This window comes from Citrobacter sp. Marseille-Q6884 (assembly GCF_945906775.1).
Lineage (GTDB): Bacteria > Pseudomonadota > Gammaproteobacteria > Enterobacterales > Enterobacteriaceae > Citrobacter.
This window is the reverse complement of the sequence record NZ_CAMDRE010000002.1, coordinates 1,426,457-1,438,777: the sequence shown is the minus strand read 5'-3', so window position 1 is coordinate 1,438,777 and position 12,321 is coordinate 1,426,457. Positions and strand designations below refer to the sequence as shown.

The following is a 12,321-nucleotide window of genomic DNA, read 5'->3' as shown; positions in this document are numbered from 1 at the left end:
TTGTCTTAATTGTGATGTTTTCGCCCTGGCGGATAGCCTTGCCTTGACGAACTATCTGGCCTACAGAGGACTGTAGACCAGATAAGGCATTAATACCGTCATCCGGCGATCAGGTTTTATTTATACAGATCGGCGCTGATGGTCATGTTGTTACCACGTTCCTGCCACTGGCGGGTAATGTGATAGTACTTCGCGCCTTTTTTCGCTGCACGTTTGGCAACCTGATAGGACACTTCGGTCATGTTGCCGTAGTTACCGGTGAACTTGATGCTGTCGAACGGCACCATCATGGCAGCGGTCGCTTTGTTCAGCTCTTCGACTTTAGTCCCATCCGGTAACGTGACAGTGTAACGTCCGCCTTTGGTTGACTGCGTTTCGAAGAAGCGTCCCACTTCAGCGCTTGGAGAAGCGGTCGTCGCAACGCCCGGGATCTCAACTTTCTTCGCTGCTTCGCCGCCCGCCGCTAATGCTGCGCGACCTGCATCGGAATCCGCCGGGATGGCATCAGGACTCTGGACAACACGTTTTTTCGCATCGGCTTTATAGACAAATGCGGTAATACGCTGGTTGCCGCCCTGGTTGGCATCAACCTGACGAACGATATAGAAAGAGTACGCGCCTTTCTCTTTTGCTGCTTTAGTAATGGCGTCATTGACTTCTGGCTGGCTGCGGTAGAAACCCTGCACCGTAACGGTATCAAAAGGTTCCAGCAGAACGGCCTGATCTTTTGGTAATTCGATAATGCCGTTGATCACGCGATTTTTGGTGACTTCCGCTTTTTCAGCGTCGGCTTTATAGACGTCGGCCACAACGCGCCAGTTACCACCGCTGCCAAAGTCTGAGGTATCAACAACATAAAATGAGGCTGCACCGTCTTTATCTGCACGGCGGGAAACTGCGTTAACCGCGTCGCCGATAGCGTTAAAACGACCGGTAACCACAATGCGGTCATAGGGTTTCAGGGCAGCCGCTTGCTCCGGCGTCAATTCTGTTGCTGCACTTGCAGAAAAAGCAGTCGCAGAAAGAAGTGCGGACGCCAGGAGAGTGTTCTTAAGCTTCATAAAAATAATCCTTCGCCTTGCGCAAACCAGGTACTGGTATTGTTATTGACTAGAAACGTGGCTGATTATTGCATTTAAATTGTGTCAGTGTCTGCGTCATTTTTCACTCATCGTGCCAGGTGAAGTAACAACAGCGATAACATTTGCTTAAATGTCCAAAAATTGGGCGTTTGACAGCAAAACTGATAAAGCAGTTGAATTTCATAAGTTAATTTAATGTTAATTAATTGTTTTTGGATGGCGCTTAATCATGTTTTGCCGCTTCGCTTGAGCGAATTATCGGCCTTTGTGGGCTATTTCATGGGCATTATCCCTGTCTACGGGTAAATTCATCCCTGTTTTACGAATTTCATAATAAATACTGTTTTTTGGCGCTAGATCACAGGCGCTAATTTCAGTACGTTATACAGAGTTTGTTACTGTTTTATTTTGTTGAGGTAAAACTTACCTCTTACGTAAGTGCGCATATGCCACTTGCGAACATTGATAAACCATCATCAAAAATACAGATGGAAGGGAACATTATGCGAATTGGCATACCAAAAGAACGGTTAACCAATGAAACCCGTGTCGCAGCAACGCCGAAGACGGTTGAGCAGCTGCTGAAGCTGGGTTTTAGCGTCGCGGTTGAAAGCGGCGCAGGTCAACTGGCAAGTTTTGACGATAAGGCGTTTGTGCAGGCGGGCGCAGAAATTGTTGACGGGGATGCCGTCTGGCAGTCAGAGATTATCCTGAAGGTAAATGCGCCGGAAGCGTTCGAAATTCCGTTGTTGAATCCGGGTACCACGCTGGTGAGTTTTCTCTGGCCTGCGCAAAATCCTGAGTTGTTGCAGAAGCTCGCTGAACGAAATGTAACGGTCATGGCGATGGACTCGGTACCGCGTATTTCGCGTGCGCAGTCTCTGGATGCTTTAAGTTCGATGGCCAACATCGCGGGTTATCGTGCCATTGTTGAAGCCGCGCATGAGTTTGGCCGATTCTTTACTGGCCAAATCACCGCTGCCGGTAAAGTTCCGCCTGCGAAAGTGATGGTTATCGGCGCCGGTGTTGCGGGGCTTGCTGCAATTGGTGCGGCAAACAGCCTTGGCGCGATTGTTCGCGCTTTTGATACGCGCCCGGAAGTGAAAGAACAAGTTCAGAGTATGGGCGCTGAATTCCTCGAGCTGGATTTCAAAGAGGAAGCGGGCAGTGGCGATGGTTATGCCAAAGTCATGTCTGAAGCGTTTATCAAAGCTGAGATGGAACTGTTTGCCGCTCAGGCGAAAGATGTCGATATTATCGTGACGACCGCGTTGATCCCGGGCAAACCTGCGCCGAAACTGATCACGCGCGAAATGGTTGATTCCATGAAATCGGGTAGCGTCATTGTCGATCTGGCGGCGCAAAACGGCGGTAACTGTGAGTACACCGTTGCCAACCAGGTCACCACTACCGAAAACGGCGTCAAGGTTATCGGCTATACCGATCTTCCGGGACGTTTGCCGACGCAGTCTTCGCAACTGTACGGTACCAACCTGGTTAACCTGCTCAAGCTGTTGTGCAAAGAGAAAGACGGCAATATCACCGTTGATTTCGACGACGTTGTCGTGCGCGGCGTGACAGTGGTTCGCGAAGGTGAAATCACATGGCCTGCGCCACCTATCCAGGTTTCAGCTCAGCCTCAGGCTGCGCCAAAAGCAGCGCCTGCACCCGTAGAAGAGAAGAAACCAGTATCCCCATGGCGCAAATACGCGCTGATGGCGCTGGTGGTTATTCTGTTTGGCTGGCTTGCGGATGTCGCGCCAAAAGAGTTCCTCGGTCACTTCACCGTGTTCGCGCTCTCCTGCGTGGTGGGTTATTACGTGGTATGGAACGTGTCGCATGCGCTGCATACGCCGTTGATGTCGGTAACCAACGCCATTTCAGGGATTATCGTTGTGGGGGCATTATTGCAGATCGGCCAGGGGGGCTGGGTGAGTTTCCTGAGCTTTATCGCGGTGCTTATTGCCAGCATTAATATTTTCGGTGGCTTCACCGTGACTCAGCGCATGCTGAAAATGTTCCGGAAAAACTAAGGGGTAACACATGTCTGGAGGATTAGTTACAGCTGCATACATTGTTGCCGCGATCCTGTTTATTTTCAGCCTTGCAGGACTTTCGAAACACGAAACGTCCCAGCAGGGTAACAACTTCGGTATCGCCGGGATGGCGATTGCGCTGATCGCGACGATTTTTGGCCCGGATACCGGCAACGTTGCGTGGATTCTGGTCGCAATGATCATCGGCGGCGCGATTGGTATTCGCCTGGCGAAGAAAGTTGAGATGACCGAGATGCCGGAGCTGGTGGCGATTCTGCACAGCTTCGTCGGCCTGGCTGCGGTGCTGGTCGGCTTTAACAGCTACCTGTATCACGATACCGGTCTGGAACCGATTCTGGTGAACATTCACCTGACGGAAGTGTTCCTGGGCATCTTTATCGGTGCGGTGACGTTCACGGGTTCTGTGGTGGCGTTTGGTAAACTGCGCGGCAAGATCTCCTCTAAGCCGCTGATGCTGCCAAATCGTCACAAAATGAACCTGGCGGCGCTGGTGGTATCGTTCCTGTTGCTGGTGGTGTTTGTTCGTACTGAAAGCGTTGGGCTGCAGGTACTGGCGCTGCTGGTGATGACCATTATTGCCCTGGCGTTCGGCTGGCATCTGGTGGCGTCAATCGGTGGTGCGGATATGCCGGTTGTGGTTTCAATGCTGAACTCCTATTCAGGTTGGGCAGCAGCGGCAGCGGGCTTTATGCTGAGCAATGACCTGTTGATCGTCACCGGCGCGCTGGTGGGTTCTTCGGGTGCGATCCTGTCTTACATCATGTGTAAGGCGATGAACCGTTCGTTCATCAGCGTGATTGCCGGTGGTTTTGGCACCGATGGTTCTTCTACAGGCGACGCGGAAGAAGCGGGTGAGCATCGCGAAATTAGTGCGGAAGACACAGCGGATATGCTGAAGAATTCACACTCTGTGATCATCACCCCAGGCTACGGCATGGCTGTGGCGCAAGCGCAGTATCCGGTTGCAGAAATTACCGAGAAACTGCGCGCGCGTGGCATCAAGGTGCGTTTCGGTATTCACCCGGTGGCGGGGCGTCTGCCTGGTCACATGAACGTGCTGCTGGCGGAAGCCAAAGTGCCGTATGACATTGTGCTGGAAATGGATGAGATCAATGAAGATTTCGCCGAGACCGACACGGTACTGGTTATTGGCGCGAACGATACGGTAAACCCGGCGGCGCAAGACGATCCGCGCAGCCCTATCGCTGGCATGCCGGTGCTGGAAGTGTGGAAGGCGCAGAACGTCATTGTGTTCAAGCGTTCGATGAATACCGGCTATGCTGGTGTGCAGAACCCGCTGTTCTTCAAAGATAACACCCATATGCTGTTTGGTGATGCCAAAGCCAGCGTGGATGCCATTCTAAAAGCGCTGTAATGCTTGTCAGACTAACGGCCTCCCCGGAGGCCGTTAGTCTGTTTACTTCCCCTGTAAATGACAGTTGAGCGTTATGTCAGGCTTTGTTGAGATCGCTCAGCAGTACGGCGATGCTTTGCCCACCTTCGGTTTGCTCAAGTGCAATTTTAACAATGATGGTCAGCGGTACCGAAAGCAGCATTCCCACCGGCCCCAGTAGCCAGCCCCAAAAGATCAAAGACAGGAATACCACCAGCGTGGATAACCCCAGCCCACGTCCCATAATGCGCGGTTCGAGAATATTGCCGAAGACCAGGTTAATCACCAGATAGCCCGCCAGCACCACCAGCGCATCATAAAATCCGCTAAATACCAGCACCTGTGCAATGGGCGGAATCGCCGCCAGTACGGAACCGATATTAGGTATGTAGTTCAGGGCGAAAGCCAGTAATCCCCAGACAAATGCGAAACGGACGTCGAGCGCGGCCAGCATCCCCCATGCGACAAGTCCGGTGACAATGCTGATCGCCGTTTTGAGCACCAGGTAGTGCGATACACTGTCGATGGCGCGTTGAATAGCCGCCATTCCTTCGAGTGGTCGATTCATCATTTGTTTGAGCTTGCAGGGGAGTTGTGGAACCTCCAGCAGCATAAACACCACCGTTAGTAGCAGTAAAAAGATCGACGACATGGCATTGGACAGTTGTGCCAACAAATTGGTCACCAGCGTCATGGCCGCGTTAGGATCGATATATTTGACGAGCTCATCCACGGAAACGCCGATGCCTGCGCGCTGTAGCCAGGGCTCAATATTTTTTAACGGGATCACTAACGAAGAACGGTATTGCGGCAACGTGCGCGCCAGTTCATTTAAGGATGTCCCTAAATAAGCCAAAAGCAGCACCATTAGCATGACAATAATAACAATCAGCAATGATACCGCTAATACGCGAGGGACACGCAGTTTCACCATGCGTTGCACCACGGGATTGAGTACCACGGAAATAAATAACGCCAGAATAAAGGGGACGATGATATCGGCGGCAAAGCGGATGCCGGTCAGTATGATAACCAGCATACCCAGCATGATGACTAACTTTAGGCCGTTAAGAGTGATGATCGGTTTCGCCATGTTTATTCCTGAATTTTTCCTCAATATACCCGAAATAATAATGTGACTTGCCTCGAACAGTTCTAACAAAAATCAAACGGACCGGGTAAAGAAGTGAAAAGGTTTTGAGTTCGTATTGAAGCTATGATACAAATCTGCTGTGTTTAACTACCGAGGACAATTATCATCCGCGATGACGAGAAGCAACACTGCGGATAATTGTAATATTATGGACAATATGTTCAGGATGTTTTTGCGTTTACCTACACTTCTTCGTACCTCTTCCACTTTCCTGCTTGCGGGTGAGCAACACTGGCGCAACGCGCTTTAGTCCCTTCTTCTGCCTGAGCTGGCGTTATGCGCTGAGCTATCTCATTTTATTTTTTGGTTTGCTGCGTGCAGTAGGCCCAAAGGATTTTATTCTCAAGCAGGAGAAGCACCATGTTTTACTGGATTTTATTAGGTCTGGCCATTGCGGCTGAAATTACCGGAACGCTGTCAATGAAATGGGCGAGCGTCGGTAATGGTCATGCTGGTTTTATTTTAATGCTGGTCATGATCGCCTTGTCATATATTTTTCTCAGCTTTGCCGTTAAGAAAATCGCCCTTGGCGTAGCCTATGCTTTATGGGAAGGCATCGGTATTTTATTTATTACATTGTTTAGCGTGCTGTTATTTGATGAAACGTTATCTGCGATGAAGGTAGCCGGTCTGGTTTCGCTGGTGTTAGGTATTGTGCTGATTAAATCCGGTACGCGTAAGCCGACGAAAGCAAGAAATGAGGTGACTCATGCAGCAGTTTGAGTGGGTTCACGGCGCCTGGTTAGGATTAGCCATCGTCCTGGAAATTGCCGCTAACGTCTTTTTGAAGTTTTCGGATGGTTTTCGCCGCAAAACATATGGCGTGCTGTCGCTGGCTGCCGTACTTGCCGCGTTTAGCGCGCTGTCCCAGGCCGTAAAGGGGATCGACCTTTCGGTTGCGTACGCACTGTGGGGCGGATTTGGGATCGCCGCAACGCTGGCTGCCGGATGGGTATTGTTCGGCCAGCGCCTGAATAATAAAGGCTGGATTGGCGTGGCATTGCTTCTGGCCGGCATGGTTATGATTAAACTTGCCTGATTCCCGTGCTGCCTGCAAACGCAGGCAGCATCGTGTTATTCTTTCGCCAGTTCTTCCAGTTTATCGCGAAATCCGGTCACCGAAATTGCGCGATTATCGGCCCGCCAGCGATCTTTTGCCGCCGGTGCGGAGCTTTGAACGCCAATCAATTGCCAGCCGGACTCTGTTTTCAGCATCAATGGGGAACCGCTGTCGCCGGGAAGCGTGTCGCACTGATGTGACAACACCGTTTTTTGCGCCCAACCGGTAACAACACAATTCTCATGCGTATACAGATCGTCCAGATGATCCTCCGGGTAGCCTGACTGAGTCACTTTACGGTCTGCAGCTTTCAATGCCGCAGTTAACGCCGTTTTATCACCTTCAAATAAAGGAAGTGGTGTGATCCCTGATGGCGGGTAACGTAAGACCACCAGACCAAAATCCCAGGGTGCTGCTGAGGGAGGAACAATCCAGCCGTCACCATCCGCTTTTAAACGCTTGCCGAGCGAAGGATCAACGCGTCCTTCAATACCGTGAATCTCATAGCGCCAGACGCCTTTTTTTGACACAAACCGCAGTGCAACGGCTTTATCCGGCTTGCCTTTCGGTGGGGTTAACAGGCAGTGTCCGGCAGTCAGGGCAAGATGAGGTGAAATAAGCGTGGCCGTACACAGGTTACCGCTGGCGGTCTCCAGTTGTCCGATGGCGTCCCAGGGGGACTGTGTTGGGTCCGGGATTTGAACGCGATCGTCATGCCCAAAGAACAGCGTTTTTATGTCATCAGCATCAGTGCTGGTCGTTGCGGGCTGATCCGCATGTGCAACGACAGGAAGAAAACAAATTGAACCCAGTAATACCGCAGTGGTTTTATGCATATCACACTCTGGTGGGGAATTATGATTATTAAAAGCAAACCCTCAATGAATACTATAGACGGGACGGTGGGAAAGTGGGAGCAAAATCAGTCAACTACACTCAGGAAAGATAAAAATGTGTGGCGATCAGGGCACAAATTATCAGTGTAATAAAAATGAACTCAAAGCGGTAATGTGACACCATTTTACCCTCCGAAAGGCGGCGCTAAATCAGGACGATTTAGCGCCGTATGCGATGGCGCGGGGGGCGCCAGGGTTGTTACATCAGACTTATGCAGCCGGTTGAGCAGCGGGTTTAGCGGCTTCGTGTTTTACGGCTTTTTTGGTATGTTTTTTAGCAGCCTGCGCTTTCTGTTCTGGTGCTTTTTGCTCTACAGCAGGTTTAGTGGCTGCTTTTTTATGGTGTTTTTTAGCAGCCTGAGCTTTCTGCTCTGGTGCTTTTTGTTCTACAGCAGGTTTAGTTGCTGCTTTTTTGGTGTGCTTTTTAGCGGCCTGGGCTTTCTGCTCAGCGGCTTTGTGATGTTTTTTATGATGTGTGGTTTTTGCCGGTGCTGCTTTGGTGGTTGCAGCTGCAGCCGGAGTAGTGGTAGCAGTTGTTTCAGCAGCAAAAGCAGCAGAAGACAGACCCATAGCAGCGGCAACAACCAGAGCTAATACTTTTTTCATTCTCATACCCTCGATTTGGTTTTTCATTCAACCCCACTGCGGGGCCGTTGAAATAACTATATCGCTGTTATCACAGGGCTTCCGTGAGTCATTGGTATCGGCGTGTAACGATATGTACAACGACTCACGGTATGAGATTACAAATAGCGGGCTTCCAGATGCGCGCGGAAATAACGACTGTTCAGAGGCTCTCCGGTGGCCTGAGTAATGAGTTGTTCGGTGGTGAAACGGCTGCCATGCTGCCAGATATTCTGGCGCAGCCACTCAAAGAGTCCGCTGTAGTCCCCTTGTGCGATGGCCTGTTCTAAACCGGGCAATGCGCGGTTCGCTGCACTAAACAACTGTGCTGCATACATGGCTCCCAGGGTATAAGAAGGGAAGTAACCAAACCCGCCATCGGTCCAGTGAATATCCTGCATACAACCATTGCGATAGTTACCGATCGTTGATAATCCGAGCCACGCTTGCATTTTCTCGTTCCAGAGCGCCGGGATATCATCGACCTCAATGTCGCCATTAATCAATGCCCGCTCAATTTCGTAGCGCAGGATAACGTGGGCAGGGTAGCTGACCTCATCTGCATCAACACGGATAAACCCAGGTTTCACCTGCTGGTTCCAGGCGATGAAGTTACGTTCCTCAAAGGCAGGCTGATCGCCGAAATGTTGCTTAACCGCCGGAATCAACCGCCTCAGGAATGCATCGCTGCGAGCCAGTTGCATTTCAAAGAACAGGCTCTGGGATTCATGGATCGCGGTTGAACGCGCAAGCGCAATAGGTTGTCCTGACCATTTGCGTGGCAGGTTTTGCTCATAGCGGGCGTGGCCGGTTTCATGGATAACGCCAAACAACGCGCTGAGTAACTCGTTTTCATCATAGCGCGTGGTAATGCGAACATCTTCCGGCACGCCGCCGCAGAATGGATGCGCGCTGATATCCAGTCTTCCTGCGGTAAAGTCAAACCCAAGCTGTGCCATGGTCTCAAGACCTAACTCGCGCTGAATCGCGGTCGGGAAAGGACCCACAGGGGCGATGAGGGATTGCTGAGACTGTTTTTCCACGACCTTATTTAACAGGTCCGGAAGCCAGCTTTTCAGATCTGCAAATAATACGTCCAGCCGGGCACTGGTCATGTCTGGCTCAAAGACATCGAGGAGTGCATCGTAAGGTGTACAGCCTTTGGCTTCGGCGCGCAGTTTGGCTTCTTCGCGACTGTACTTAACGACGTCTCTCAGGTTTTCGGCAAAACCTTCCCAGTCGTTAGCCGGGCGCTGGCTGCGCCAGGCATGTTCACAGCGACTGCCTGCCAGGGACTTCGCTTCCACCAGAGACTCCGGCAATAGCGAAGCCTGATGATGAAGTCGTGACATTTCGCGCAGATTGGCCCGTTCAATATCACTCAGATCGTCCTGCCCGGCTGCGGCGATCCACGTTGCTACGTTTGGGTCGGTTAAGATCTGATGTTCAAGTACGCTCAGTTCTGCCAACGCTTCGCTTCGGGCTTTACTACCGCCGGAAGGCATCATGGTAAACATGTCCCAACTGGTGATTGCCGAGAGATGGGAGAAGCGAGAGAGGCGCTGGAAGGTGCGGGTAAGTTGTTGGTAATTCGCGCTGTTACTCATTATTTCAGTTCTCGTTCTGCTGGACCTGATTTCAGAGTCTATCGCGATTTCTTGATGCCCGGTAATGTTTTACCCTTTCCGGGCATCGTTATTTATGCGTGCAGGCGGTGATGCAATCGAGCGCCAACCAGTAACGCCATTACGAGCATCAGTGCAATAAATCCGCCTACGCCGTTCCAGCCGTAGTTGTGCCAGAACACGCCGCCCAGCGTACCGGCAATACTTGATCCCAGATAATAACTGAACAGATACAGTGATGACGCCTGGCCTTTGGCGCGCTTAGCGCGCGGACCAATCCAGCTGCTTGCGACGGAGTGTGCGGCAAAGAAACCGGCGGAAAAAAGCAGCATTCCGGCAAAAATCAGCCACAGCGACGTGAACAGTGTCATCAGCAGCCCGAACAGCATGACACCCGTTGAGAACAACATGACCGGGCCGCGACCATAACGGGTGGTCATCGAGCCCGCTTTTGGCGAACTCCAGGTACCGGTCAGGTACGCCACCGAGAGCAGGCCGACAATGGCCTGGCTGAGTTCCCAGGGTGACAGCATCAAACGATAGCCGATGTAGTTAAACAGCGTAACGAATGCGCCCATCAGCAGAAAACCTTCGGCAAACAGCAGCGGCAAACCTTTGTCACGCCAGTGCAAACGGAAGTTGATAAACAGCGTTTTGGGACGTAGCGAAGTTGGCCTGAAGTGTCGGGATGCCGGTAAGATTTTCCAGAACATCAGCGCGGACGCCAGCGCAAAACAGCCGATGGCCGCCAGGGCAATACGCCAGCTAAAAAAGTCGGTAAATACACCGCTGATCAAGCGACCACTCATGCCGCCAATCGAGTTCCCACTGATATATAAGCCCATTGAGAAGGCAACGAAACTGGGATGAATTTCCTCACTGAGATAAGTCATGCCGACGGCAGCCACGCCGCTTAGCGACAGGCCAATCAGCGCGCGCATGATTAATATCCCATGCCAGCTGGTCATCATTGTGGAAAGAAGCGTGCAGCACGAGGCCAGCAGCAGCGCAGTGACCATCACAGGTTTGCGACCAATGGCATCGGAAAGTGGGCCGGTAAACAGTAAACCAATCGCTAGCATCGCGGTTGAGATCGAAAGTGAAATACTGCTGCTGGCGGGCGATACGCCGAATTCATGCGAGAGCACGGGCAATATCGGTTGCACACAATAGAGAAGGGCGAATGTCGCCAGTCCGGCAGAAAAAAGCGCGAGCGTGACGCGCATAAAAGAGGATGTACCGCGTTTTATATAACCATCCGGCGGGGCAATAATGTTTTCATCAATACCGCTTGCCGGCGCGGTATCGACGATAGTTGTACGACTCACTTGAAATCCTTGCTTAATAATGACGACGACAGGACTGGCCTTTAGAGTAGGAAAATCACAATATTCTGTCTAATATATTAATAATCTCAAATAATATTTTAAAAATATGAATATCGAACTGCGTCATCTGCGTTACTTTGTGGCCGTGGCCGAAGAGCTACATTTTGGTCGTGCGGCAGCACGGCTGAATATCTCGCAACCCCCGTTGAGTCAGCAGATCCAGATCCTCGAGCAGCAGGTGGGTGCCCGGTTACTGGCGCGGACGAATCGGAGCGTAGCATTGACCGCCGCAGGTAAACAGTTTTTGGCGGACAGCAGACAGATTCTCGGACTGGTGAACGAGGCCGCAGCAAGAGCTGAGCGCCTGCATCTCGGTGAGGCCGGGGAACTGCGCATTGGCTTTACCTCCTCCGCGCCATTTATTAAGGCCGTGTCCGATACGTTATCCCATTTTCGCCAGTGTTATCCGGCTGTGCATATGCAAACCCGTGAAATGAATACGCGTGAACAAATTGCGCCGCTCAACGAAGGCACGCTGGATATGGGGTTGCTGCGCAATACGCAACTCCCGGACACCCTGAACTGGGAGGTCATCCTCCATGAACCGTTAATGGCGATGATCCCCCGTGTACATCCCCTGGCGCAAAAACCGGTAGTTACGCTGGCGGAACTGGCCAGTGAGCCTTTTGTCTTTTTTGACCCCCATGTGGGCACCGGGTTGTATGACGATATTCTTGGTCTGATGCGCCGCTACGGCCTGACGCCGACGATCACTCAGGAGGTGGGGGAAGCCATGACCATCATCGGTCTGGTGGCGGCTGGATTAGGCGTCTCCATTCTGCCCGCGTCATTTAAACGGGTACAACTGGATGAAATGTGCTGGCTTCCCATCGCGGAAGAAGATGCTGTGTCTGAAATGTGGTTGGTTTGGCCCAAACATCGTGAACAAAGTCATGCTGCCCAACGCTTTCGTCAGCAGCTTATAGCGGCTGTTCAGGGCACTTAATTAAGTTTAAAAATGGGCAAAAATGTGCAGTAAATCACAAGGCTAAGTAAAAAGTTGACGGAAACCATTGAAGTGCTTCACCATAGTCCACAGATTA

Annotated in this window: 11 protein-coding genes; 5 read left to right on the top strand and 6 right to left on the bottom strand. The window is 51.5% G+C overall.

Annotated elements, in window-relative coordinates:
* Positions 1–116 precede the first annotated feature (116 nt).
* Complete coding sequence (gene ydgH / locus N7268_RS22015) at positions 117–1,061, bottom strand: DUF1471 family protein YdgH (protein ID WP_260864480.1); 945 nt, start codon at positions 1,059–1,061, stop codon at positions 117–119.
* A 524-nt stretch (positions 1,062–1,585) separates the two neighbouring features.
* Between ydgH and pntA the strand changes: the two genes are divergently transcribed.
* On the top strand, positions 1,586–3,115 hold the full coding sequence (gene pntA / locus N7268_RS22010; protein ID WP_198904265.1) for a Re/Si-specific NAD(P)(+) transhydrogenase subunit alpha: 1,530 nt from the start codon (positions 1,586–1,588) through the stop codon (positions 3,113–3,115).
* 10 nt (positions 3,116–3,125) lie between these two features.
* Positions 3,126–4,514, top strand: coding sequence for a Re/Si-specific NAD(P)(+) transhydrogenase subunit beta (gene pntB, locus N7268_RS22005; protein ID WP_260864479.1), 1,389 nt, complete (start codon positions 3,126–3,128; stop codon positions 4,512–4,514).
* A 76-nt stretch (positions 4,515–4,590) separates the two neighbouring features.
* On the opposite strand, the gene N7268_RS22000 is transcribed toward pntB, so the two are convergent.
* Positions 4,591–5,625, bottom strand: coding sequence for an AI-2E family transporter (locus N7268_RS22000; protein WP_260864478.1), 1,035 nt, complete (start codon positions 5,623–5,625; stop codon positions 4,591–4,593).
* 420 nt (positions 5,626–6,045) lie between these two features.
* Between N7268_RS22000 and mdtJ the strand changes: the two genes are divergently transcribed.
* A complete protein-coding gene (gene mdtJ, locus N7268_RS21995) occupies positions 6,046–6,408 on the top strand; it encodes a multidrug/spermidine efflux SMR transporter subunit MdtJ (RefSeq protein WP_260864477.1) in 363 nt (120 codons plus the stop codon).
* Complete coding sequence (gene mdtI, locus N7268_RS21990; RefSeq protein ID WP_260864476.1) at positions 6,395–6,724, top strand: multidrug/spermidine efflux SMR transporter subunit MdtI; 330 nt, start codon at positions 6,395–6,397, stop codon at positions 6,722–6,724. Before mdtJ ends, mdtI begins: the two co-directional genes overlap by 14 nt.
* 35 nt (positions 6,725–6,759) lie before the next feature.
* Here the strand turns inward: mdtI and N7268_RS21985 are convergent, their stop codons facing one another.
* From N7268_RS21985 to N7268_RS21970, 4 genes are all read right to left on the bottom strand, one after another.
* Positions 6,760–7,581: a trypsin-like serine peptidase gene (locus N7268_RS21985; protein WP_260864475.1), complete on the bottom strand. Its 822-nt coding sequence runs from the start codon at positions 7,579–7,581 to the stop codon at positions 6,760–6,762.
* Between the two features lie 270 nt (positions 7,582–7,851).
* Positions 7,852–8,247 carry an acid resistance repetitive basic protein Asr gene (asr, locus tag N7268_RS21980; protein WP_260864709.1) on the bottom strand — a complete coding sequence of 132 codons (396 nt, stop codon included), beginning with the start codon at positions 8,245–8,247 and terminating at the stop codon, positions 7,852–7,854.
* 137 nt (positions 8,248–8,384) lie between these two features.
* The gene (locus N7268_RS21975; protein ID WP_260864474.1) at positions 8,385–9,872 is read right to left on the bottom strand and encodes a carboxypeptidase M32; all 1,488 of its coding nucleotides are present in this window, start codon (positions 9,870–9,872) and stop codon (positions 8,385–8,387) included.
* A 92-nt stretch (positions 9,873–9,964) separates the two neighbouring features.
* Positions 9,965–11,218: an MFS transporter gene (locus tag N7268_RS21970; protein WP_198904258.1), complete on the bottom strand. Its 1,254-nt coding sequence runs from the start codon at positions 11,216–11,218 to the stop codon at positions 9,965–9,967.
* Between the two features lie 106 nt (positions 11,219–11,324).
* On the opposite strand from N7268_RS21970, the gene N7268_RS21965 reads away from it, so the two are divergent.
* Positions 11,325–12,224, top strand: a complete 900-nt coding sequence (locus tag N7268_RS21965; protein WP_260864473.1) for a LysR family transcriptional regulator — start codon at positions 11,325–11,327, stop codon at positions 12,222–12,224.
* The last annotated feature ends 97 nt before the right edge of the window (positions 12,225–12,321 follow it).